The organism is Candidatus Macondimonas diazotrophica (assembly GCF_004684205.1).
Classification (GTDB): Bacteria; Pseudomonadota; Gammaproteobacteria; order UBA5335; family UBA5335; genus Macondimonas; species Macondimonas diazotrophica.
On the sequence record NZ_SRIO01000002.1, the window covers coordinates 1 to 23756 of the forward strand.

Annotated in this window: 25 protein-coding genes; 9 read left to right on the forward strand and 16 right to left on the reverse strand. The window is 61.7% G+C overall.

The window, feature by feature from the left end; translation table 11 throughout:
• Positions 1 to 46: 46 nt before the first annotated feature.
• The 15 genes from E4680_RS01545 to rph all read right to left on the reverse strand — a co-directional run bounded on the left by E4680_RS01545 (position 47) and on the right by rph (position 13701).
• Positions 47 to 1186, reverse strand: a complete 1140-nt coding sequence (locus E4680_RS01545) for a hypothetical protein (protein ID WP_135280628.1) — start codon at positions 1184 to 1186, stop codon at positions 47 to 49.
• 65 nt (positions 1187 to 1251) lie between these two features.
• On the reverse strand, positions 1252 to 1980 hold the full coding sequence (locus E4680_RS01550; protein ID WP_135280629.1) for a C39 family peptidase: 729 nt from the start codon (positions 1978 to 1980) through the stop codon (positions 1252 to 1254).
• Between the two features lie 137 nt (positions 1981 to 2117).
• Positions 2118 to 3137, reverse strand: coding sequence for a class 1 fructose-bisphosphatase (locus E4680_RS01555; protein WP_135280827.1), 1020 nt, complete (start codon positions 3135 to 3137; stop codon positions 2118 to 2120).
• Between the two features lie 90 nt (positions 3138 to 3227).
• On the reverse strand, positions 3228 to 4586 hold the full coding sequence (gene mgtE, locus E4680_RS01560) for a magnesium transporter (RefSeq protein WP_135280630.1): 1359 nt from the start codon (positions 4584 to 4586) through the stop codon (positions 3228 to 3230).
• 123 nt (positions 4587 to 4709) lie between these two features.
• Entirely contained in the window at positions 4710 to 5564 is an 855-nt protein-coding gene (gene rapZ / locus E4680_RS01565; RefSeq protein WP_135280631.1) for an RNase adapter RapZ, read from the reverse strand.
• 84 nt (positions 5565 to 5648) lie between these two features.
• Positions 5649 to 5975 (reverse strand): ribosome hibernation-promoting factor, HPF/YfiA family, encoded by a 327-nt coding sequence (gene hpf / locus E4680_RS01570; RefSeq protein WP_135280632.1) that lies wholly within the window; start codon positions 5973 to 5975, stop codon positions 5649 to 5651.
• A 27-nt stretch (positions 5976 to 6002) separates the two neighbouring features.
• Positions 6003 to 7454 carry an RNA polymerase factor sigma-54 gene (locus E4680_RS01575; protein ID WP_135280633.1) on the reverse strand — a complete coding sequence of 484 codons (1452 nt, stop codon included), beginning with the start codon at positions 7452 to 7454 and terminating at the stop codon, positions 6003 to 6005.
• A 74-nt stretch (positions 7455 to 7528) separates the two neighbouring features.
• Positions 7529 to 8257 carry an LPS export ABC transporter ATP-binding protein gene (gene lptB / locus E4680_RS01580; protein WP_135280634.1) on the reverse strand — a complete coding sequence of 243 codons (729 nt, stop codon included), beginning with the start codon at positions 8255 to 8257 and terminating at the stop codon, positions 7529 to 7531.
• A complete protein-coding gene (gene lptA, locus E4680_RS01585; protein ID WP_135280635.1) occupies positions 8254 to 8775 on the reverse strand; it encodes a lipopolysaccharide transport periplasmic protein LptA in 522 nt (173 codons plus the stop codon). Before lptA ends, lptB begins: the two co-directional genes overlap by 4 nt.
• Complete coding sequence (lptC, locus tag E4680_RS01590) at positions 8765 to 9331, reverse strand: LPS export ABC transporter periplasmic protein LptC (RefSeq protein ID WP_167792325.1); 567 nt, start codon at positions 9329 to 9331, stop codon at positions 8765 to 8767. The genes lptA and lptC overlap by 11 nt, the downstream gene beginning before the upstream one ends.
• Positions 9328 to 9858 (reverse strand): 3-deoxy-manno-octulosonate-8-phosphatase KdsC, encoded by a 531-nt coding sequence (gene kdsC, locus E4680_RS01595; RefSeq protein ID WP_135280637.1) that lies wholly within the window; start codon positions 9856 to 9858, stop codon positions 9328 to 9330. Before kdsC ends, lptC begins: the two co-directional genes overlap by 4 nt.
• Positions 9855 to 10826, reverse strand: a complete 972-nt coding sequence (locus E4680_RS01600) for a KpsF/GutQ family sugar-phosphate isomerase (protein WP_135280828.1) — start codon at positions 10824 to 10826, stop codon at positions 9855 to 9857. Before E4680_RS01600 ends, kdsC begins: the two co-directional genes overlap by 4 nt.
• 361 nt (positions 10827 to 11187) lie before the next feature.
• Positions 11188 to 12387, reverse strand: coding sequence for a radical SAM family heme chaperone HemW (gene hemW, locus E4680_RS01605; protein WP_135280638.1), 1200 nt, complete (start codon positions 12385 to 12387; stop codon positions 11188 to 11190).
• A complete protein-coding gene (gene rdgB / locus E4680_RS01610) occupies positions 12380 to 12982 on the reverse strand; it encodes an RdgB/HAM1 family non-canonical purine NTP pyrophosphatase (protein WP_135280639.1) in 603 nt (200 codons plus the stop codon). Before rdgB ends, hemW begins: the two co-directional genes overlap by 8 nt.
• A complete protein-coding gene (rph, locus tag E4680_RS01615; RefSeq protein ID WP_135280640.1) occupies positions 12979 to 13701 on the reverse strand; it encodes a ribonuclease PH in 723 nt (240 codons plus the stop codon). Before rph ends, rdgB begins: the two co-directional genes overlap by 4 nt.
• Before the next feature lie 118 nt (positions 13702 to 13819).
• Here rph and E4680_RS01620 point away from each other — a divergent pair, with 118 nt between their 5' ends.
• The 8 genes from E4680_RS01620 to ubiA all read left to right on the forward strand — a co-directional run bounded on the left by E4680_RS01620 (position 13820) and on the right by ubiA (position 21957).
• Entirely contained in the window at positions 13820 to 14680 is an 861-nt protein-coding gene (locus tag E4680_RS01620; protein ID WP_135280641.1) for a YicC/YloC family endoribonuclease, read from the forward strand.
• Positions 14681 to 14684: 4 nt separating this feature from the next.
• Positions 14685 to 15299, forward strand: coding sequence for a guanylate kinase (gene gmk, locus E4680_RS01625; protein WP_135280642.1), 615 nt, complete (start codon positions 14685 to 14687; stop codon positions 15297 to 15299).
• 124 nt (positions 15300 to 15423) lie between these two features.
• Positions 15424 to 15735 (forward strand): DNA-directed RNA polymerase subunit omega, encoded by a 312-nt coding sequence (gene rpoZ, locus E4680_RS01630; protein WP_135280643.1) that lies wholly within the window; start codon positions 15424 to 15426, stop codon positions 15733 to 15735.
• Between the two features lie 26 nt (positions 15736 to 15761).
• Positions 15762 to 17948 carry a RelA/SpoT family protein gene (locus E4680_RS01635; RefSeq protein ID WP_135280644.1) on the forward strand — a complete coding sequence of 729 codons (2187 nt, stop codon included), beginning with the start codon at positions 15762 to 15764 and terminating at the stop codon, positions 17946 to 17948.
• Positions 17949 to 17996: 48 nt separating this feature from the next.
• On the forward strand, positions 17997 to 18374 hold the full coding sequence (locus E4680_RS01640) for a RidA family protein (RefSeq protein ID WP_135280645.1): 378 nt from the start codon (positions 17997 to 17999) through the stop codon (positions 18372 to 18374).
• The gene (gene recG, locus E4680_RS01645; protein WP_135280646.1) at positions 18362 to 20437 is read left to right on the forward strand and encodes an ATP-dependent DNA helicase RecG; all 2076 of its coding nucleotides are present in this window, start codon (positions 18362 to 18364) and stop codon (positions 20435 to 20437) included. Before E4680_RS01640 ends, recG begins: the two co-directional genes overlap by 13 nt.
• The gene (locus E4680_RS01650; protein WP_135280647.1) at positions 20424 to 21014 is read left to right on the forward strand and encodes a chorismate--pyruvate lyase family protein; all 591 of its coding nucleotides are present in this window, start codon (positions 20424 to 20426) and stop codon (positions 21012 to 21014) included. The genes recG and E4680_RS01650 overlap by 14 nt, the downstream gene beginning before the upstream one ends.
• Positions 21015 to 21120: 106 nt before the next feature.
• Positions 21121 to 21957 (forward strand): 4-hydroxybenzoate octaprenyltransferase, encoded by an 837-nt coding sequence (gene ubiA / locus E4680_RS01655; protein ID WP_240696089.1) that lies wholly within the window; start codon positions 21121 to 21123, stop codon positions 21955 to 21957.
• On the opposite strand, the gene E4680_RS01660 is transcribed toward ubiA, so the two are convergent.
• Positions 21933 to 22664, reverse strand: coding sequence for a ComF family protein (locus tag E4680_RS01660; protein ID WP_135280649.1), 732 nt, complete (start codon positions 22662 to 22664; stop codon positions 21933 to 21935). The two genes, ubiA and E4680_RS01660, sit on opposite strands and share 25 nt — an antisense overlap.
• Positions 22665 to 22744: 80 nt before the next feature.
• On the opposite strand from E4680_RS01660, the gene bioB reads away from it, so the two are divergent.
• On the forward strand, positions 22745 to 23740 hold the full coding sequence (gene bioB / locus E4680_RS01665) for a biotin synthase BioB (RefSeq protein WP_135280650.1): 996 nt from the start codon (positions 22745 to 22747) through the stop codon (positions 23738 to 23740).
• Positions 23741 to 23756 lie beyond the last annotated feature (16 nt).

Consider the following 23756-nt stretch of genomic DNA (forward strand, 5'->3'; position numbering starts at 1 on the left):
GCCCGCCGATCGGCGGGCTTCCGGTTGAGGCGATCAGGGCGGCGGTTCAGATCAATTGAGACAGCTTTTCCACCGTGAAGGGCAGGCTGACGCCTAGGAAGACGTCGGGGGAGGCTTCGGTATTGCCAAAACCGACCGAGACGTTCAGGACGCGATCCGGACTCAGGCGGAACCCAGTCGTGAGGTTGAACACACCGATAGTCTGATCAAGGCTGGAAGCCGAGAGCCCGTTGGCGAACTTCAGGTCGGTTTCCTGCGCATAGCCCAACTGATACTGGAACGTCATCGAGACATCATAGGAAAGCGCGAACGCGACGCCGAGCCCCAATTGGGCCTGCAGCCCCGGATCGACTTCGGTGAGGATCAATGGTTGACCGTCAAGCGTTTGACGAACCTGGTCCAATCCATCTTCCTTGAAGCCCTGAATGAGGCTGAAAGAGCCAAATGCGACTACAGGGTCGATGACCTTGGAGACATTCACCCCGAGACTGGCAGAGTAGTAGCCGTCGCCGGTAGCCAGTTCTTCACCAAGTTCAGTTTCGAAAGGACTCGAGCCGGTTGGTGCAGTCACTTCGCCCAGCAGGGTCCAGCGGGCTTGGCCAGGAAGTGCTGCAAATGGCTGCCAGCGCAGACGCATCGAGACATCACCGATGTCGAATTCGGTTACGTCATCGACGTTGTCATATTTGCCGACCACCGGCAATGCGAAACCCAGGCTCAGGTTGTCGAGCACGCCGTAATCGACGCTCAGGCGGGGCGTGATGGTGTGCTGAGCATCCTGAACGACGTCGATCGGCCGGAAATCGACCACTTGAAAAGTGGGCTGCTGATTGCGGCCATTGCGCGTCTGCTCGATGATCAGGGCATCCTGAGAGCGGGCATCGCCGAAATACGTGTAATCGATGTTCAGGAAGATGTCCCACCAGCCCTGCTTCACCAGTGAGTAATCCTGCTGGGTCTTATTCAGGATCTGCTCGAGATTCTCTTCCTTGCTGGGATCGGACTCTTTCTGCCGCAGTACTTCGCGGGCACGTTCCTGCTCTTCAGGCGAGGCTTCCCCGGCCGCCTGTGCCCACAGGACTGAAGGAGCGGCCGCAGCCAACAGGCCGAGAAGCGTCATCGAAGCCAGCAAAGTGCGCTGTTTGGGTCGGTTGCTGAGACGGGAGAAGGCCGGTGATGTGATCATTGATGTCTTCCGTAGAGTGCTTGAATTTGGGAGGGGCCGAGAGATCTCACAGGCAAGGACTGCGCTCAGCGTATGCCGACAGACCGGAAATTGGTGGCTTGCAATGCAGACCAGAAACCGGGAATTTCGAGCAGAGCCGTGCGTCGGATGCGATCTTCACCGATGAAGCTGAGATCGTTGTCCGACAGCGCGAAGCCGAAATTCTTTTCTTCCCCGATCTTGGGATAGACAATGAAGATGACCTTCGGCTCCCAGAATTTCTGGAACTGCGAGGTGGTCATGGTGAAGTTGCCCAGCGCCGGATCCGCGATCAGGACATGACCTGCATGAATCGACTTGAGAACCACGAAATGATCGAATCCGGCGTACTTGATGGGCACGATGCCGGGATGTTTGAGTGTCTCAAGGTCCGAAAACTCGGCCTTGAACCCGGCGCTGCGATAGCCGATCTGCGCCGCATAGCGCTTCATATCCAGAAGCGAAAATCCGCGCCGTTCGATGATTTTTTGGGTTTCACCGAAGCGCAGCATGCCGTTCATGGCATCCGTTTCAGTAACTTGCAGGCCGATGTATTCCTGCAAGATCGTCGTCAGCGACGCCGAACCACAACTGAAGTCGTATTGTTGGCGCACCACACCCTGATCCTTGAGCGCGCTCCAGGACGTGACGCCGATATGCTCACGCGACGGACCGTTCGGTCCCAGGATCGGCACGTCGATCCGATCGGATGCGACAGCGTGAAAGGGCAGGGATAGAAAACCGAGGAGTGCTATGCCGGACAAGCGCGAAGGCATAAGGGTTCCTTGCGTGGCAAATGGATGCAGGCCTCGGCAGCGCCCGTATGCGAAGCGGGCTTGCTGACTCTAATCCTGCGAAGCGATGCCATTCTAGGTGAGCTTTTCACCAGACTCAAGCGAGCCAGGCGGGGGAATCATTCCGGATGTATCGGGTGATCACGGTAGTAGTTTTCGATCAGCCTCACTTCCTCGCTGGCCCCCAGAATTACGGGGATGCGTTGATGAAGCGTCTTGGGGAGCAAATCCAGGATGGCCTGGCGGCCCGTACTGGCCACCCCGCCGGCCTGCTCCGCCAGCAGCGCCATTGGATTGGCCTCATAAAGCTGACGCAATTTGCCAGGCTTGGTGGGATCGCGGAGGTCGCGCGGGTACAGGAATATCCCGCCACGACTCAACACGCGATGGCAATCGGCGACCATGGCGCCCATCCAGCGCATGTTGAAGTTCTTGCCGCGGGGTCCGGTGGTTCCAGCATGGCATTCTTCAATGTAGCGTTGAATGGGAGGCTCCCAGAATCGCCAGTTTGAGGTATTGATGGCGTATTCGTGACCTTCGGTATCGATATGCAAGCTGTCCTGAACAAGGATGAACTCGCCAACGGCCCGATCCAGGGTGAAGCTGACGACCCCACGTCCCAGCGTCAGCACCAAAATGGTGGCCTGACCATAGAGGGCGTATCCGGCACAGCATTGATTGCGCCCTGGTTGGAGGAAGTCGCTTTCGCGAGGCTCGGTGACGCCACGCGGGCAGGGCAGAACAGAAAAAATGGTGCCGATCGACAGGTTGATGTCGATATTGGTGGAGCCATCGAGCGGATCGAAAACCAGCAGGTAGTCGCCACGCCGCTCGCCGATCGGAAGCAGATAGATGGAGTCCATTTCCTCGGAGGCCATTGCCGCAACGCGCCCCGACGTTTCATGACAGCGCAGGATGATGTCATTGGCTTCGACGTCCAGTTTTTTCTGGACTTCGCCTTGAATGTTGATGGCATCGGTGTTGCCAAGTACCCCGCCGAGCGCACCTAGGCTGACATGATGAGCAATCTGCTTGATTGCTCGTGCCATGTCGTCGATCACCCCGGCCAGATCGGCGCTCAGGTCGTGGAGACGTTGTTCCTGTTGCAGAAACGCAGATAGGGTGATGCCGTGACGCATGCGTGTGTCATCCCGAATGCTGTACTGAATGTTGAAGGTGGCGGATTCTAACAAGGAACCCCTCGGTGCACACCTGATGAAAGTCCGTCTTTATCGGAGCAGCAAACTGCCCAATCCAAGAAACGCAAAAAAACCGGCAACATCGGTCACGGTCGTGAGCACCACATGGCCAGCCAGCGCAGGGTCGATCGAAAGGCGCCGCATCATCAGTGGCACGCCGATCCCGCTGGCGGCTGCAAGCAAGAGGTTGACCACCATTGCAAGCCCCATCACCAGAGCGAGATCGCTGCGACCAAACCAGACAAAGGCGAGCAAGGCAGTGACAAGCGCCCATGCCAAGCCATTGAGCAGGCCGAGTATTATTTCCTTGTTGATAAAGCGCTGCGCATTGCTGGCGGTGAGCCGCCCCTGAGCGAGCCCGCGGATGATAAGCGTCTGAGTCTGACTGCCCGCAATGCCGCCCATGCTGGCGACAATCGGCATCAGTACGGCAAGCGCGACGACCTGCTGTAGCGTGGCTTCGAACAAACCCACGACCGCTGAAGCAATGAATGCGGTGACCAGGTTGATCCCCAGCCAGAGGGTCCTGCGTCGAAAGCTCTGCAGGGCCGGCGCGAACATGTCTTCCTCTTCGTTGAGGCCGACTTGACTCATCATCGAATGTTCGCTTTCGTCTCGGATCACATCGACGACATCGTCAATGGTGATGCGTCCGATCACTAGACCGTCCACACTGACGACTGGCGCGGACAACAGGTCCCGATCGGCGAATCGTTGAGCGACCTTGCGGGCCGGCAGATCCACTGGAATCGGTTCGACTTCCGTATCCATGACCTCGGCCACGGTTTTGTCTGGATCGCTGATCAACAGGGTCTGCAGCGGCAGCGTGCCGACGTAGTGGCCGTAGCGGTCGACGATGACCAGCTGCTCGGTCTGGTCTGGGAGTTCCGCCTTGAGGCGAAGATAGCGAATGACCACATCAAGCGTCACGTTCGGTCTGACGGTCGTGACCTCGGGGTTCATCAATCCCCCGGCGCTTTCCGCCGGATAGGACAGAACCGTTTCCAGGCGCCAACGTTCCTGTTGGTCCATTGCCTGCAAGAGCTGGCGGGTGACTGCACGCGGCAGATCATCGATCAGATCGGCGAGATCATCGAGGTCCAGATGTTCGGTGGCTGCGACCAGCTCGGCCGGATCCATGTGACGGATCAGTGCATTACGGACATCGTCATTGACGTGCAAGAGAACTTCGCCGTTTTCTTCGGCGGGGACCAGGGTCCAGATGAATTCGCGTTCGGGAGATGGCGTGGATTCCAGCAACGCGGCGATTTCTGCCGGGTGCAGCGTTTGCAGCAAACGTTGCGCATGCTGATAGGCGCCGCGGTTCAGCGCCTCTCGAAGTGCGGCGGCTTGGTCGGGTTTTTTGTCGGGACGATCAGTGTCGGACATCGCCCGGCTCCAATTGGCCACGGCCTGACCCGGCCGTCCAGATGGTAATAGTCAATATCCGGCATTTTAAGGGAAACGGACAGATTCAGTCCAGCGAATGAAAACGTATGGGCACGTATATTGCTATCGGAGACCGGTGTGCCGTACCAAAACTTTGGGGTAACTGGCGCTGAAATGGCGCTTCAGGCGCTCGGCCATATATACCGAGCGATGCTGGCCTCCGGTGCAGCCGATGGCCACGGTCAAGTAACTGCGGTTTTCGGTTTCGAAACGCGGCAGCCAATGTTCCAGATAGGACCGGATATCGTCGAAAAGAGCCTGAGTCAGCGGCTCCGCTTCGAGATAGGTCGCCACCTCGGTATCCAGACCAGTCAACGGACGCAGACCCGGTTGCCAGTGAGGATTAGGCAGACAGCGGATATCGAATACGAAATCCGCATCGGACGGAACCCCCTGTTTGTAGGCGAACGACTGGATCATGAGTGAAAAGAAGCCATCCCGACCGTGCACGCGTTGACGGATGCTGTCGCGCAACTGGTGCATCGTGGTCAGGCTGGTATCCAGCACCAGATCGGCTTGCTCGGCGATTGGGCTGAGCAGCTTGCGCTCCGCTTCGATGGCCTCGACCAGCGCCCGTTGCGTGCTGCTCAACGGGTGACGCCGCCGGGTTTCGCTGTAACGTTTGAGCAGCGTATCCGGTTCGGCTTGAAGGAATATGGTCTCGACATCCACACCCCGCCGACGTAACCGAGCCAGGCATTCGCCGAAGCTGTCCAGTTCCGGCGCACGAGAACGCGCATCGATGCCGACCGCGACGCCCTGGGAGGAGAAATCCCCATGCCGGGAGAAATCCTCAACGAGTGCCTCGAGCAAGGACAGCGGCAGATTGTCCACGCAGTAAAGACCAAGATCTTCCAGCATGTGCAAGGCCACGCTCTTTCCTGCGCCAGACAAACCACTCAGGATCAAAAGCTTCATCAGAGGGGTTACCTTGCGAAGTGGCGATCTCGGGAAGGAAGCGGTCAAGCCTGGCAGCATGCAGGCTTGACCGGGCTAGGCGCTCTATTGGTTATGAATCTCGGATTTTCGGGCTTCCCGGGGATGGTGATCGTTATTCTTGTCCTTGTAACGCAGCGCCTGGCGGTCGAGTTTGTCGGCCAAGGCGTCAATCGCCGCATACATGTCTTCGCTGGTGGCATCGGCGAATAGCGTGCTGCCGTTCACCGGGATCTTGGCTTCGGCATGATGGCGTTCCTTTTCGACCCGCAACACCATATGAGCGTCCAGCGGTTGATCGAGGTGCCGCTGGATGCGTTCGAGCTTCTCGGCGGCGTATTGACGGATGGCGGTCGTGATTTCGATATTCTGGCCGGTAACATCAATTTTCATCTGGCATCCCCTTGGTAATCAGCCCCTTCAAACCAGTCGCTTGCGTTCGTTCGAAGGTGGAATGGACATGGATTCGCGATACTTGGCAACCGTGCGTCGGGCGACATTGATTCCATTTCCCAGCAACATCTCTGTGAGTTTACTGTCGCTCAGCGGTTTGCGCGGGTTTTCTGCCGCGATGAGCTTGCGGATCATGGCCTGAATCGCAGTAGCGGAACATTCGCCACCGTCGACGGTGGTCACGTGGCTGGAAAAGAAGTACTTGAACTCGAAGATGCCGCGTGGGGTATGCATGTATTTTTGATTGGTCACGCGGGAAATGGTGCTTTCGTGCATGCCGACCGCTTCGGCGATTTCGCGCAACACCATGGGTTGCATGGCTTCTTCACCGTGATCGAAAAAGGCTTGTTGGCGTTCAACGATGCTGGAGGCCACTTTGAACAGCGTTTCGTTGCGACTCTGGAGACTCTTCAGAAACCATCGCGCCTCTTGGAGGTGCTGACGCATCGTTTCGTTGTCGCGACTGCTGTCCGCACGCTTGATGAGGGAGGCATACAGCCGATTGATGCGTAGCTTGGGGGTGGTTTCCGTATTGAGATCGACTCGCCAACCCGTACCGGAACGGCGGACAATCACATCGGGTATCACGTATCCCGCCGTTTTCTGAGAGATCTGTGCCCCTGGACGTGGGTTGAGGCGCTGGATCAATTCGATCGCCGCTCGCAATCCGTCCTCCGTCGTTTTGAGTCGGCGCTGAAGCGTGGCGAAATCTCGGTTGGCCAACAGATCCAGGTGATGTTCGACCAGCTCGCACGCAAGTGGGAGCACGTCGCTGGGCTGAATCGCCTTGAGCTGCAACAGCAGCGCTTCGCGCAGGTCACGGGCGCCGACACCCAAGGGATCGAAACCTTGAATCCGTTGCAGAACCGCAAGAATTTCAGCCGGCTCGGTGGCCAAGTCCGGACCCACCTCGCCAACCAGTGCATCGAGCGACTCGGTGAGATAGCCGTCATCGTTGATGGCGTCGATGATGGCAAGCGCTATGGCCTCATCAGTTTCGGAAAAGTGGCCCAGACGCATCTGCCAGATCAGATGATCTCGCAGCTCGCCGCCGTCCTGACTGGGTGTTTGATTGAAGTCCCAGGCTTCCCCGCTGCCGGCAACCGTGTCCTCGCCCTGCGACCATGGGTCTTCCCACGCCAGGTCTAAGTCGTCACCGCGCGCATCGGTTGGGGCTTCGGCTGACGCATCAAGGCCGGTCATCGAATCCCCTGCAGTCTCCTGGTAGTCGCTGGCTGCGTCCTCGGCCGTGTCGCTTCCCTCGGCTGACCCATTCTCGATCATCAGATTGTTATCGAGGATGGTCTGGATTTCCTGTTGCAATTCGATCGACGACAGTTGGAGCAGGCGGATTGCCTGCTGCAGTTGAGGGGTCATGGCCAGACGCTGGCCCATTTTGAGGTGCAGTGTCTGTTTCATAGGAACGACGAATGGTTGGCAGCGATCATTGTTCGGATTCTACTCCCTCGAAGGGGCTGTGGGGCGCAAGGCTGTCAAAGTTGGAATGCTTGGCCCAGGTAGACTTCCCTTACGGTCTTATCGGCCAGGATCTGATCAGGCTCACCTTGGGCAATGATGGAGCCTTCGCTCAGGATATAGGCGCGCTCGCAAATATGAAGTGTTTCGCGGACATTGTGATCGGTGATGAGGACCCCGATCTCGCGATCGCGCAGGTGGGTCACGATCCGCTGAATGTCCACGACAGAAATGGGGTCGACGCCCGCAAAAGGCTCATCGAGCAGGATGAAGCTGGGTTCGGCGGCCAGGGCGCGGGCGATCTCCAGTCGTCGCCTTTCGCCACCCGAGAGGCTCATGCCCTGGGAGTCACGCAGATGCGCAATGTGAAACTCCTCCAGCAGGGACTGGCAGCGTCGCTTGCGATCCGTCGCCGATAGCGTGGGCCGGAGTTCAAGAATCGCCAGAATGTTCTCTGCCACCGTCAACCGGCGGAAGACCGAGGCTTCCTGGGGCAGATAACCGATTCCACGGCGCGCGCGCAAATGGATCGGAAGATCGGAGATTTCCTCGCCACTCAGCATGATACGCCCGCGATCCGGTCGGACCAGGCCCGCCATCATGTAGAACATGGTCGTTTTCCCGGCCCCATTGGGGCCCAGCAGGCCAACCACTTCACCTGCCTGGACACGGAGCGAGACCTCATTGACCACCGAGCGGTTGCGGTAGCGCTTGGTGAGGGTGTCCGCTTCCAGCACGCAGCTCATGGCGTTGCATCATCCTGGCTGGTGCGCGGCTGGATCGTGATGCGAACGCGATCGGTGCCGCCGGCTTCGCCCGTGGCGAGGATGCGCTGGTTGACGCGGTCGTAGATCAATCGCTCGCCCGAGACTTCATCCCGATTTTGGCGGATCCACGCCGATCCGTTGAGTTCCAGTTGGCCGGATTCGGCGTCGTAGCGCATGCGCTCCGCCCTGGCATCGATCGCGGGCGTCTTGGCTTCGGCGGGCTGACTGAAGCGCGCAGGTGTTCCAGCGACGTCCACCCGGCGCGGCACGCCGTCCGGGTCGTGCAGTACGGTGACACGCTCGCCGGTGAACACCGTCGTGCCCTGCGTGATACGCACATTGCCGGTGTAGGTACTTTGGAGCTGGTTTTGATCGAGTTCGGCGCGATCCGCCTCGATGAGAATGGGCGCCGCGGCGGGCGCAGCGTTCGCCAGGGTTGCATTCCACAGCAGCACGGCAGCAAACAGCGGACGAACCCGATTGGCATCAAGGAACATAACGCGCTCTCACCTGGCCGGTCAGAATGATGTGGCCCGCAGCCAGATCCGCATCGAACGCTTCGGCTTCAAGCCGGTTTTTGCCTTGGGTTACGGTAACCGTTGTATGAGATGCCAGCCGCTGGCGGGCACCGATATACTCCAGCTCGCCGGTCTCCAGATGCCAGGGGGATCTGCCGGCTTGATTCTGGATTTCCACCTTCACCGGTGCGCCAAGCCGCATCGGCTGTGTTCGATCGTCGGGAATGAATCCATCGGGGGCCTGTAATCGATTCGGCGTTGCGTGCTCGGTCGGCTGCAGGGCCGTAACGTCGATGACTTCCGTACCCGCCAAGGCCGGCCTGTGCCGTGCGATCCGCGTAATCAGACGAAGGCTCAAACGACCGGTCTCATCCAGCTGGTCGATCCGAGAATTGTGGAGTTCGTAATCCGCTGTCGGCGTTTGTGAAGCCATGTCATCTTGCCGGGGGTTGTCGAGCGAATTGAGGGCCAGGAAGGCGGCCAGCGCACCGGCCGGGAAAAGAAGTCCCCACGGGCGGCTGATCAGGCGTTTCACGAGATTGGTTTCCATTCATCCGGCAGTGCCGACTGCGCCGTCAGGATCAGATCACAAACCTCGCGTGCGCTGCCCTGACCGCCGGGCGCCGCGGTAATCCAATGCGCGGCCCGGCGCACCGCAGGGTGGGCGTCGGCAACCGTGCAGGCCAGGCCGGCAACAGACATGGGCGGCAGATCGATGACATCATCGCCGACATAGGCACAGGCTTGCGGTGCGAGCGAGAGCTTCTTTAGCAAGTCGCGCAGTATCGGCAGTTTGTCATCATTGCCCTGGTACACATGGGTGACGCCCAAGGCGTCCATGCGGCGGGCCACCACGGGCGATTGACGCCCCGAGATGACGGCGACTTCGATGCCGTGGCGGCGCAACAGTTTGATCCCGAGCCCGTCCCGCGCGTGAAATACCTTCATTTCCGGGCCTTCCGGAGCGAAATACAGACGCCCGTCCGTCAGGACACCGTCGACGTCGAACACGGCCAGGCGGATGCCGCGTGCCCGCTCGATCACCTCCGCGCTGACCGTCATACTACACCTGCCCGCAGCAGGTCATGCATGTGCAGAGCGCCGATGACCCGATCGGCTTCGTCCACGACGACAAGCGCCATGATCTTGCGGTCTTCCATCAGATTCAGCGCATCGACCGCCAGCGCTTCCGGCCGGAGTGTGGTGCCATGCGGCGTCATGACTGCCTGAATGGGGGTATGGCGCAGGTCCGTAGCGCCAGCCAGTGCGCGCCGCAGGTCGCCATCCGTGAAAACGCCCTGCAGACGCATCTGCGCATCGACGACTGTCGTCATGCCCAGTCCTTGCCGGGTCATTTCGAGCAAGGCATCTGCCAATGACGTGCCGACCTGAACCTGAGGCACGCGTGGCGGCCGGTGCATGAGGTCGTCGACGTGTAGCAGCAGGCGTTTCCCGAGCGCCCCCCCTGGATGAGAACGTGCGAAGTCCGTTTCAGTGAAGCCTCTGGACTCGAGAAGGGAAATGGCCAGGGCATCGCCCATGGCGAGTGTCGCCGTGGTGCTGGCAGTCGGGGCCAGTCCGAGCGGGCAGGCTTCCTGGTCGACGGCGACATCCAGACAGACCGTGGCTGCCTGCGCCAACGTGGATCGGGGCTGTCCCGTCATGCAGATCAGGGGGATGCCCTGGCGCTTGAGCAGGGGAGTGATGGCCAGCAGCTCTTGGGTTTCCCCGGAATTGGACAAGACGATCACGGTATCCGCACGCGTGATCATCCCCAGGTCGCCGTGGCTGGCTTCGGCCGGGTGGAGAAAGAACGCGGGGGTTCCGGTGCTGGCCAGGGTGGCGGCGATCTTGCGCCCGACATGGCCGGATTTTCCCATGCCCATGACTACCACTCGCCCTTGGCAGTCGAGCAGGAGTTGGCAGGCACGCACGAACTCATCGCCGATCCGGTCGATCAGCGCTGAAACGGCTTGGGCCTCGATGCGCAGAACCGCTTTGGCCATGGGGAGAATGGCGTCGGGACGCATGCGGATGGTCTTGGAATCCTGAGCAGACAGAGTGGGTAAGTCGCAAAGGATAGCCCACAAGGTCGATATCGGGATAGTCGGCGATGGTTTCAGCATGAAATCGGGTTTTCCACATGGCCTGTGGATAATCTTGTGGGCAACAGGCGGGTAAGGTGTGAAAAGCCAGATGGCACAAGGGATTCAAAAGGCTGGTCACAAAATGATCACCTTTGCTTAATCACTTGTCTTTCAATAAGTTGAGCTTATATGGTTGATTTTATTGCCGCGGCCACGCGGCGTGAAAAGTCAATCCCCGAGTTGTTTACAAGCTGTGCATAACTCTGGGAAAAACGGTTGGAATCGAGCGGATTTCCGGTGCGGGTCAAGCAGATGCTGCGATTTCGTCCGCCATGAAGGACAACAGCAATTCGTTGGTCAGCGCCAAACCGCGAACGGTCGGAATCACGCTGTCGGCTTGCTGCCGAAGCAGCCCATCGGACAGGGCTGCTGCCAAGGACTGCAGCAACAGCTCGGGACTTAGGGCGGTCCGTTGCCGATAGAGTTCCAGTCGGAATCCATCGGTCAGACGCAGGGCATTCATCAGGAATTCCAGCGGCCGGGCAATGGGCGGAACGGCTTCGTGATCGGCCAACCGGGCGGTGGTGGACGCAGTAGCGAGATAGCGCTGCGGATGGCTTTGCTTGCGAGTGCGCCAGATATGCCCGCTTGCGGTATCGGTCAACTTGCCATGGGCGCCGGCGCCGATGCCGAGGTAATCCCCAAAGGTCCAATAATTGAGATTATGTCGGCAGGCTGCGCCTGGTCGGGCGAAGGCCGATACCTCATAGCGCTTGAAGCCGGCACGACCCAGAGCGACCCGGCAGCGCCGTTCCATGCGCCAGAGCGTCTCGTCGGGTGGTAATCGGGGCGGGCGTTGCGCGAAGGGCGTATTGGGCTCGATCGTGAGTTGGTAATGGGAAATGTGATCGGGCCCCAGATCGATGGCCTGTTCCAGATCGGCAAGCGCTTCATTCAAATCCTGCCCAGGCAGGCCGTACATGAGATCGAGATTCAGGTGGTCGAAGCCGATTTCATGCGCCGCGCTGATCGCCTGGCTGGCATCATGTCCCGAATGGATGCGTCCCAGGCGTTGCAGATGAGTATCGTTGAAGCTCTGGATACCGACCGAGAGCCGGTTGACGCCGGCGGCGCGGTAGCCGTGGAAACGTTCCCGCTCAAAGGTGCCGGGATTGGCTTCCATCGTGATTTCGGTATCCGGCCTGAAGGGGAGGTGGCGGCGTAACGTCTTGAGCAGCTGGCCGATGGCTTCGGGCGAAAACAGGCTCGGCGTTCCGCCACCGATGAACACGCTGTGCACCGGTCGGGGGGTTCCCAGTAGCGCGAGATCCTGACGCAGGTCGGCCTCCAGTGCCGCGAGATACGGCGACTCGGAAATCAGCCCGGGATTACGTGCATGGGAGTTGAAATCACAATAGGGGCATTTGCGCACGCACCAGGGCAGGTGCACATAAATCCCCAGGGGCGGCGTGGTCAGCCGGTCTTGAACCGCCTGTTCAGTCATCCGCGGCCATCAGTTGGGTGCGCAGTGCCGCGAGCGCCCGGCCGCGATGGCTCAGGCGATTCTTGACAGCGGGATCGAGTTCGGCGGCGCTGCAGCCTTGTTCCGGTACCCAGAAGACGGGGTCGTAGCCGAAACCGCCGGTGCCCTGGGGTGCGGTCAGAATACGTCCTTCCCAGCGACCCTGACCGATCAGGGGTTCGGGGTCCGCTGCGTGGCGCAGGTAGACGATCACACAGTAAAAGTGCGCGCTCCGTTCCATCTCGCCCACGGGTTCGAGCGCCGCGAGCAGGTGCCGGACGTTGTCGGCGTCCTGGGCATTGGGGCCGGCGTAACGGGCTGAATGCACGCCGGGCGCGCCGCCGAGCGCATCGACCACGAGCCCTGAGTCATCGGCCAGTGCCGGCAGTCCGGTTTGCGCACTGGCCGCGCGTGCCTTGGCGAGGGCGTTTTCCATAAAGGTCATCCCTTCTTCCGGTGCCGGGATCACGCCGCGCTCGCTCTGGCGGATCACAGTCCAGTCCAGGGGCGCCAGCAGCGCTGCGAACTCGCGCTGCTTGCCCGCGTTGCCGGTCGCCAGGATCACCTCCCGGGTCACGGCGAGGACGCCAGTGTCTCGCGCTGGGCCTCGAGCAACTGCATGATTCCGCCTCGCGCCAGCTCCAGCATGGCGCTGAGTTCATCGGGACGGAAGGCATGTCCTTCCGCCGTGCCCTGCAACTCGATGTAGCCGCCGGCTTCGTTCATTACGACATTCATGTCGGTTTCGGCTTCGGCGTCCTCGGCGTAGTCGAGATCCAGCACCGGCTCGCCGCGATAGATGCCGACGGACACGGCGGCTACCTGGCCATGCAGTGGAAAGCGTGTGAGCATTCGTCGCCGCTCCAGATGGCGCATGGCATCGTGGAGGGCGACATACGCCCCGGTGATCGCGGCAGTCCGGGTGCCGCCATCGGCCTGAATGACGTCACAGTCGAGAATCACGGTGCGCTCGCCCAACGCCTCCGTGTTGACCACCGCACGCAAGGCGCGGCCGATCAGGCGCTGGATTTCCTGCGTCCGGCCGGTTTGCTTGCCGCGAGCCGCCTCGCGATCCGAACGACTGTTCGTGGCACGCGGCAGCATTCCGTACTCAGCCGTGACCCAACCGCGACCCTTGCCGCGCAGAAAGCCGGGAACCGACTCCTGCACACTGGCGGTGCAAATCACCCGCGTGTCGCCGAAGCCAACCAGGACCGAACCTTCGGCATGGCGAGTGAATTGGCGCTGCAGCAGGATGGGGCGCAATTGATCGGGAGTTCGGCCGCTCGGGCGCATTCGGGTATCCTTATCTGTTTTCATGGATCGATGACGCGCCATGCGGCGCGCCCCGGCCACACAGTATAACGCTCCCGCCGTTTCTCCCGACCGGGGCCCTGTATTGATGGAGAATCGAATGCTCGTCAGCATGACTGGTTTCGCGCGCGCCGAGCGTGCCTTGCCCGAAGGCCGGCTGATCTGGGAGCTGCGCACCGTCAACCATCGCTATCTCGAAACGACGGTGCGCCTGCCGGAGGAATGGCGGGTGCTGGACCCAACTGTGCGTGAGGCGCTGGCCGAGCGGGTTCGGCGCGGCAAGCTCGAGGCGCAGCTGCGCTTTGTGCGTGAGACCGGGGAGGGCGAGAATCTGACACTCAATGCGCCGCTGGTGGCGGCTTTGGGTCAGCTGTGCAAACAGCTCGCGAGTGATTTTCCCGCGCCAACCGCCGGCCTCGACGTGTTGCGCTGGCCCGGTGTCCTTCAGGAAACGCCACTCGATCTGGAAAGTCTGGGGCGCGAGGTGATGCGTCTGTTGGGCGAAGCCCTGGAGGCGCTGAACGAAGCCCGGCGGCGTGAAGGTGAGCGCTTGGTGACGGGCTTGCGTGAACGCGCCGAGGCCGTCGCCGAATGGGTGGCGCGGGCGCGCAGCCGTTTGCCCGAAGTGCGCGAGGCGGTTCGAAGCAAGTGGCTGGCCCGGATCGCCGAACTCGGCGTCGAGGCCGATCCGGGACGACTCGAGCAGGAACTGCTGTTTGCCGCCCAGCGCATGGACGTTGCCGAGGAGCTGGACCGGCTGGATAGCCATCTCGCGGAATGGGCAGCGACGCTGGCGCGCACCGAACCCGTTGGACGGCGGCTTGACTTCCTGCTGCAGGAATTCAACCGCGAAGCCAATACCCTGGGCTCCAAATCGCAGGACGCCGAGCTGACCCGCGCCGCGGTCGAGATCAAGGTCCTGATCGAACAGATGCGCGAGCAGATCCAGAACGTGGAGTGAGGCAATGAGCGGCGGCAACCTGTTCGTCATCGCGGCGCCTTCCGGGGCGGGCAAGACCAGTCTGGTGCAGGCCTTGATGGCCGCCGATCCGAGGCTTCGGTTTTCGGTGTCGCATACCACGCGCCGGCCCCGACCGGGCGAGGAGAACGGACGGGACTATCACTTCATTGACGAGGATGCGTTCCGACGCATGGTGAGCGAATGTGCGTTTCTGGAGCATGCTGAGGTCTTCGGGCGCTGCTACGGAACCAGTCGCGCGGCGGTGGAAGAGCGGCTGGCCGCAGGCGAGGACGTGATACTGGAAATCGACTGGCAGGGCGCGCGCCAGATCCGTGCGCTGATGCCGGCCTGTATCAGCATCTTCATCCTGCCGCCCTCGCGCGGGGAGCTTGAGCGGCGCTTGCGCGGGCGCGCCACTGATTCGCCCGATGTGATCGAACAGCGTTTGGCGCTGGCAGTGGCGGAAATGCGTCACTACGGCGAATTCGAGTATCTTGTCGTCAATGATCGGTTTGATGAGGCCCTGACCGATCTCCAGGCCATTGTGCGCGCTGCGCGCTGCCGGACCGATCGACAGGCTGACTTCCGCAGTGCTTGGCTGAACGATCTTCTGGCCTGATCTTTTTGCTTGGAATACACTGGAATCCAGCATTGTGTCGCGCTGGGGGATTGGCCGCAGTGGGGCGCTGGAAACCCGTTTTATTGACATCTGCCTGATCGGGTGGATGCGGAGGATATCGAAAATGGCACGCGTAACAGTTGAAGATTGTCTTTCCAACGTGGATAACCGCTTCCAGCTGGTGTTGGTGGCGGCCAAGCGTGCGCGTCAGCTGGTGCGAGGATCGGACCCGTATCTGTCCTGGGATAATGACAAACCCACGGTGCTGGCCTTGCGTGAAATCGCCCATGGCGACGTGACCCGGGAAATCCTGAAGGAAAAGGATATTCCCCTGATTCGGCAGTTCCCCCAGCTCGGCGCAATCGACGAACTCGAGCCCGGCGAGATGGTCATGCCGGAGGCGGCACCGGAAAGCGCCGCGCCGGAAGACCTTTAAGAGGAGCTGTCGCGAGCCTCACGACGATGTCCCTGGATGTCAGCGAGCGTCTCGATCGCGATGGATCCGTCGGACTGCAGGATATCACCGGCTTTCCCGAACTGATCCGCGAACTTCAGAGCTATCTGGACGACAGTCAGATCGCCGAGGTGACCCGCGCCTGTACGTTCAGTATGGAAGCGCATGCCGGGCAGATCCGGCTCAGCGGGGAACCCTACATCTCTCATCCAGTGGCCGTGGCGCACATTCTCGCCAAGATGCGCCTGGATCACCGCAGCATCATGGCCGCGCTGCTGCATGATGTGATCGAAGATACACCCACCGCGAAGGAGCATATCGCGCAGCTGTTCGATCCGGAGGTGGCCGAGCTGGTCGACGGCGTCAGCAAGCTGACCCAGATCCAGTTCAAGTCCAAGGCCGAGGCGCAGGCCGAAAGTTTCCTCAAGATGATGCTGGCGATGTCCCAGGACATCCGCGTCATGCTCATCAAGCTCTCGGACCGGCTGCACAACATGCGCACACTGGATGTGATGCGTCCGGACAAGCGCCGCCGCATCGCGCGCGAAACCCTGACCCTTTATGCGCCGATCGCCAATCGACTGGGAATGAATGCGCTGCGGGTGGAGCTCGAGGATCTGAGTTTCGCAGCGCTGCATCCGTTTCGCTACCGGGTTCTGGCGGAATTGGTCGAGCGCGCACGCGGCAATCGCAAACGCGTGCTCGATCAAGTCGAATCGGCACTCAGAAGTGCGTTGGGACGGGAGCATGTCACGGCTCAGGTGACCGGTCGCGACAAGCATCTCTATAGCCTTTATCTGAGGCTGCGCAATCGCGAGACCACTTTCCACGAGTTGGGCGATATCTATGCCTGCCGCATCCAGGTCGAGCGCGTGGACGACTGCTACCGTGCCCTTGGCGTGGCCCATGGCGTCTACAAGCCTGTGCCGGGTCGGTTTCGCGACTACATCGCCATTCCCAAGGCCAACGGGTATCAGTCGCTGCATACCGTGCTGTTCGGGCCGCACGGCGTGCCGATCGAGCTGCAGATCCGCACGCGGGAAATGGAGCTGCTCGCCGAGGTAGGTGTCGTTGCGCACTGGCAGTATCCCTTCACCGAGCAGACCGCGCCGGGCGGTACGCAGGACCGGGCTCGGGAGTGGATGCACAGCATCATGGAAATGCAGAAGCGGGTGGGCAGCTCCCAGGAATTTCTGGAAAGCGTCAAGGGCGACCTGTTCCCGGACGAGATCTACGTGTTCACGCCCAAAGGGCGGATCATGCGCCTGCCGGTGGGGGCAACGCCGGTCGATTTCGCCTACGCAGTACATACCGACATCGGTAATCGTTGCGCCGCGGTCAAGGTGGATCGACGCATCGTCCCGCTGAGCACCCCGTTGCGCAACGGCCAGACCGTGGAGATTCTCACCTCCGAATCGGTCCAGCCCAATCCGGCCTGGCTGAATTTCATCACCACGGCGCGGGCGCGCACCAACATCCGGCACTATCTCAAGAATCTCAAGGCCGATGAAGCAGCGGCGCTGGGGCGCCGGTTGCTGGAAAGAGCCCTTACCGCATACCAGCTGATCCTTGATCAGATCGATGACGGGGTGTGGCAGCAGGTGTTGGTGGACATGGGGATCGCCGGTCGCGATGCCTTGTTCGAGGCCATCGGGCTGGGCGAATACATGGCGCCTCTGGTGGCGCGGCGACTGGCGCAGTTCACTGGACTTGGTACTGATGTCGAGCGATTGGCCTCTACCGAGCAGCGCGACGCGTTGGCGATCAAGGGAACCGAAGGGCTTGTGGTGACCTTCGGTCGCTGCTGCCACCCCATTCCGGGCGATCGCATTCTGGGCTTTCTCAGCAGCGGACGGGGCATCGTGATTCATACCCAGGTCTGCCGCAATCTCAACGAATACCGCAAGCATCCCGACAAGTGGATCGACGTTCAGTGGGCCGACCATCCGGACCGTGAATTTCCGGTGGAGATCCGCATGGAGGCGACCAATCAGCGTGGCGTCTTGGCGCAGATCACGGCGGAAATGGCGCGACTCGATGCCAACATCGAGCATGTAACGGTCGATGAAAAGTATGGTCATACCTCGTCGCTGGTTTTTACGATTACCGTTCGCGACCGGCTTCACCTGGCCCGCATTCTGCGGCATTTGCATGCCATGACCTGTGTAATTCGGGTCGGCCGAAGCAAGTCTTGAGGTGCGCTGTGCAGTTCACTCATGCAGGGATTCACATCGGGAGTTTCCATGAGCCGTGATGCTGTGATGACGGACGAAGCCCCGGCCGCCATTGGACCTTACAGCCAAGCCATTCGCGCAGGCACCCTGCTGTTTGTTTCGGGCCAGATTCCACTCGATCCGGCTGGCGAGCTGATCCCTGGACCGATTGCGGATCAGGCGCGCCAAGCGCTGGATAACCTCGCGGCCGTGGTGCGCGCCGGCGGTAGCGATTTGGGGCGCGTGATCAAGCTGACGGTATATCTCACGGATCTTTCCGGTTTCGCCGCCGTCAACGCGGTGATGAGCGAATACTTCCAACCGCCTTATCCGGCGCGTGCCGTGGTCGGGGTCGCCGCGCTTCCGCGTGGAGCCATGATCGAAATCGACGCGGTGTGCCAGATCTAGTTCAAAAGGGCAAGCGAGCCAGCTCGCCGGCGCGTCGGACGGACGGAGCGGCACTGGCTCAGCTGGCTGCACGTCTCGGATTGTCTCGGATCGAGGAACTCCTGTTCCATTTGCCGCTGCGCTACGAGGATCACACGCGGCTCACTCCGTTGGATGCCCTGAGTCCAGCCGATGCCGTGCTGGTGCAGGGGCGGATCCTGCAGCTCAAAGCCGCGGCCGGTCGCCGGTCTGGCCTCTGGCTGCGCCTCGGTGATGGGCGTGGGACGGTCGATGTCCGGTTTTTCCATGTGCACCAGGCTCAGCGCAAGACATGGCAGGTCGGCGTGTGGCTGCGGTGCTACGGCCCGGTTCGTGCTGGGGCTTTCGGCTACGAAATGGCCCATCCCCGCGGTCGTCTGGTGCAGCCGGAACAACCATTGCCCACGCGAGCCCTGGCTGTATACCCCACGGTTGCGGGCGTGTCTCAGGATCGACTGCGTCGCGCTGTGGCGGATTTGCTCACGCGGCTGCCGGCGCTGGGGATCAGCGAGACGCTGTCGACGGCCCGGCTGCGCGAGCTCGGGCTGATGGCGCTGGATGAGGCATTGGAGTCGATTCATCGGCCGCTGCCCGAGTTGATGCATAGGGTGCTGACCCCGCAGCATCCCGCGCGCCGTCGTCTGGCATGGGAAGAGCTGCTGGCCGATCAATTGGTCTTGCGTCGTCGCCGCCAGCGTGCGCGATCACAGCATTCGCCATCGCTTTGCGATCCAGATGGATTCTGCGGCCGAGTGGAGGCTGGGCTTGGGTTCGTGCTGACACCTGCGCAGCGGCGGGTGGTGGCTGAGGTGCGGGCCGACCTGGCGCGATCGACCCCCATGCTGCGGATGGTTCAGGGGGACGTGGGTTCGGGAAAAACCGCCGTTGCGGCGTTGGCTGCCGCCGTCGTGTTGGGGTCGGGTTGGCAGGCGGCACTGATGGCGCCGACTGAGTTGCTGGCCGAGCAGCATCTGAAGAACTTCAGGCGCTGGTTCGCGCCGCTCGGGATTCAGCCGTTGGCGCTGCTCGGCCGCAGTGGTGCGCCTGCGCGCCGGGAGGCGGCCGCACGGATTCAGACCGGCGAGCCGGCGCTGGTCATCGGAACCCACGCCTTGTTCCAGGATTGGCTGCAATTTTCACGATTGGGGTTGGTGATGGTGGATGAGCAGCATCGATTCGGCGTACAGCAACGGCTTGCCTTGCAAGAGAAGGGATCGGATGGTGTGCCGCATCAACTCGTCTTAACGGCAACGCCGATTCCGCGCACGCTGGCCATGGGGTTGTTTGCCGATCTGGACGTGTCGGTCATCGACGGATTGCCGCCGGGCCGGGCCGGGATACGGACGGTCGTGCTGCCGGCTCGCCGTCGCGGGGAGGTCGCTGATCGGGTCCAGGTCGCATGCCGCGAGGGCGCTCAGGTGTATTGGGTCTGCCCGTTGATCGAGGAAAGTGAACGGGCACAGGGCGAGGCGGCGCAGGTATTGTTCGAGCGCCTGGTGCAGGCGTTCCCCGATCTTCGCCTGGGTTTGCTGCACGGTCGGCTGGCAAGTAGCGAACGTGATGCCGTTATGGGTGCCTTTGTGCGGGGCGAACTGGATGTCCTCGTGGCGACGACGGTGATCGAGGTCGGTGTCGATGTGCCGCGGGCAACGGTCATGGTGGTTGAGAACGCCGAACGCTTCGGACTGGCCCAGCTGCACCAGCTGCGGGGGCGTGTCGGACGCGGTGCGTCACCGGGCAACTGCGTGCTGCTCTACGAAACGCCATTGTCGAGGACGGCGCGGGCACGGCTCGAGACGCTGCGCGAGGTGCACGATGGTTTCGAGATCGCACGCCGCGATCTGGCGCTGCGGGGTCCCGGGGAATGGCTGGGCACCCGGCAGACCGGTGAACGGCGCTGGCGGGTTGCCGATCCGGTGTCCGATGCGGATCTCATGGCGCCTGCCCAGGTCGAGGCAGATCGCTTGCTGGACGAAGCTCCGGCATTGGCTGCTCGATTGATCGATCGTTGGCAGAATCAGGCGGAACGGTATGCAGGAGCCTGAGGAAAAAAAAGGACTTCCGCGCGGCGGAATCGGCGACGTTCTCTGGCGCCCGGTGAGCGCTGCACGGTTCAGGCTGCCGCGCCCATGGCATCCTGTCCTGCTTCATCCCGGTTCGTTGACAGCGCGCCTGCGCGCGCGTTGCGGTGCCGCTTTCTCGGTGCGTGTGCTGGCGGAAAGCCCTGGTCGACTCGGTGCGACGGAAGCAGTGCAGCTCCAGCTGCCGGCCGGCGCACTGGTGTGCTGGCGGGAGGTGTATCTATGCTGTCATGGACAGCCGGTTGTTTACGCTTGCAGTCTGTTGCCGCGCGCCGCGCTTCGGGGTGAATGGCGTGACTTGGTGAGGTTGGGCAGTCGGCCGCTGGGGGAGATGCTGTTTTCCCATTCGCGCGTGCGTCGGGGGTCCATGGACATCGGTCAGATTCGACCTGGTTCGCCGCGTCATCGCGCGTTGAGCCGGGGGCTGGCGGTCCCGCCCGGACCGGTGTGGGGACGGCGCTCGACCTTCATGCTGCCCACTGCGCCGGTTGTGGTGAGCGAATTCTTTTTACCTGTGGCTTTGGATATGTTGCATGCGTAAAGCCAATTCTTCTTCCCGCCCCGATTCATTTGCGGAACGGTTCGCCCACTGCTGGGTGGTTTATGCGCCTAGCGTGAGGGCACGTCTCTGGCAGTATGCGTTGTTGATGCGCTGGGATCGGCCGATCGGCGCGCTGCTCCTGCTATGGCCCATGCTGTGGGCCTTGTGGCTGGCCGGTAACGGTCGCCCGGATTGGGGTGTAGTCGCCGTGTTCGTTTCCGGGGTCTGGGTCATGCGCTCGGCGGGCTGCGTGATCAATGACTACCTCGACCGCAACGTCGATCCCTTCGTGGAGCGAACGCGTGATCGGCCGCTGGCGGCGGGGCGGGTCTATCCTGAGGAAGCGCTGGCCCTGTTCGGGTTTCTGATGCTGATCGCGCTGGGACTGGCGCTGCTGTGCAACCGCATGACGCTGCTGCTGGCGTTCGGCGGGGCGTTTCTCGCGGCCACCTATCCGCTCATGAAGCGCTATACCTATCTGCCGCAGGTCTATCTGGGGATGGCCTTCGGTTGGGCGGTTCCCATGGCGTGGGCGGGTCAGACCGCGCAGTTTCCGCCGCCGCTCGCTTGGCTCGTTTTCCTCGTCGCAGTGCTCTGGGCCGTGATTTACGATACGCAGTACGCGATGGTGGATCGGGATGACGATCTCAAGATCGGCGTCAAATCGACCGCGATCCTGTTCGGTGAGCTGGACGTTGCGATTCTTGCGGTCCTGCAAGGATTGATGCTGCTGGCACTGCTTCTCGTCGGCCGTCAGGCGGGCTTGGCGTGGCCTTACTGGTTGTCGCTGCTGGGGGTCGCGGGCTTGTTCGTCCGACAAGGTTACCTCGTGCGCAGGCGTGACCGGGCCGGGTGTTTTGCCGCATTCCGCAATAACAACTGGGTCGGCGGTGTGGTGTTCCTGGGCATCCTCGGCGCCTATTTGGCCGGACCGGCCGGGTGATCAGGCGCGCTCCGCGCCACCGTCCACACCTCGATCCGCGTCACATCCGCTGCGCGTAGGGCGGTGCTCAAGGCGGCGACGGTACTTCCGGTGGTCAATACATCATCGAGAATGGCGACGTGGGCAGGCGGCTTCCCGCGCACTGCGAAAGCATCCCGGAGATTGCGCCGTCGCGCAGCTGCGCTGAGTCCGATCTGCGGTTGCGTTGGCTGAATGCGCTCGACCCAGCTGTCGCCAAGGGTGATTCCAAGACGATGGCTTAACCGCAGCGCCAGCTCGCGAGACTGATTGAATCCCCGCTCTTTCAGGCGCGCGCGATGCAAGGGGACCGGAATCAGCGTTTCGGGCCAGGGAGTGTGCCGCGCGGCGGTCAGCGCCTGCGTGAGAAGATCACCCAACAGGCGCCCACGCGATAGCCGCCCGTGAAACTTCAGTTCCTGGATGAGCCGGTCGATCGGCGGTGCGTAGTGCAGGGCGCTGAACGCGCCATCCCAGACGGGCGGTCGGTTCAGGCAGGCGCCGCAGCGCCAAGCGCCCGCGCCTTCCGGCAACGGCGCGGCGCAACCGGGGCACGCGGATCGGCTCCACGGTAAATCGGCATGGCAGGCGGCGCACAGGTCCAGCCCCGGCAACCCCGCTTGGCCGCATAGTGTGCAGCACCAAGGCAAGAGCAGCGACTCTCCGGGAAAGTCGCCGCGGTCAACCATCGGGTCGGCTTTGGGTTGACAGCGCCGCCGTGCGAATTATGATTCCCGCGATCATTGCCTGACGCCAAGGAATGCCGTCCATGACCACCGTATCCTCCGTGCTTGAACAACCCATTCGCTCTGACTGGTCATCCGAGGAAGTCCGCACGCTTTTCGACTGGCCGTTTCCCGATCTGATCTTCGCCGCCCAAAGCCTGCATCGTCGGCACTTCGATCCGGCCGCCGTCCAGATCAGCACCCTGCTCAGCATCAAGACTGGCGGCTGCCCGGAGGATTGCGCCTATTGCCCGCAGAGCGTGCATTTCGATACCGGAGTGGAGCGGCAGAAGTTGATGGACCTTGAGACCGTGCTGGCGGCTGCGCGCCGCGCGCGCGAGTCCGGAGCCACACGCTTCTGCATGGGGGCGGCTTGGCGCACTCCGCGTGCACGCGATCTGGAGCGGGTCGGAGAGATGGTGCGCGGTGTGCGCGAGCTAGGTCTGGAAACCTGCGTGACGCTGGGGATGCTCGAAGCCCAGCAGGCGGACTATCTGGCCGAGTGCGGGCTCGATTATTACAACCATAATCTGGATACCTCGCCCGAGTATTACCGCGAGATCATTTCGACCCGGACCTATCAGGACCGGTTGGACACCTTGGCGCATGTGCGTGAGGCCGGGATCAAAGTGTGCTGTGGCGGCATCGTCGGTATGGGCGAGGGTTCGGCCGACCGGGCCGAGCTGTTGCGCGCGCTGGCTAATCTTTCTCCGCATCCCGAGAGTGTGCCCATCAACCAGTTGGTGCGTGTCGAGGGGACGCCGCTGGATGCAGCCGAGGCGGTCGATCCGCTTGATTTCGTGCGCGTCATCGCGGTTGCAAGAATCCTCATGCCGCGTTCGCATGTGCGCCTGTCTGCAGGCCGTACGGCGATGAGTTCCGAGATGCAGGCACTGTGTTTCCTGGCTGGCGCCAATTCCATCTTCTATGGCGAGCGTCTGCTCACCACGCCGAATCCCGAAGGGGATTCGGACCTGGCACTCCTCGGGCGGCTGGGGATGCGGCCCGAGGGCGACGCTGCCGAGGCCGCATCGCGGTGAGCGCCCCGTTGCCTTT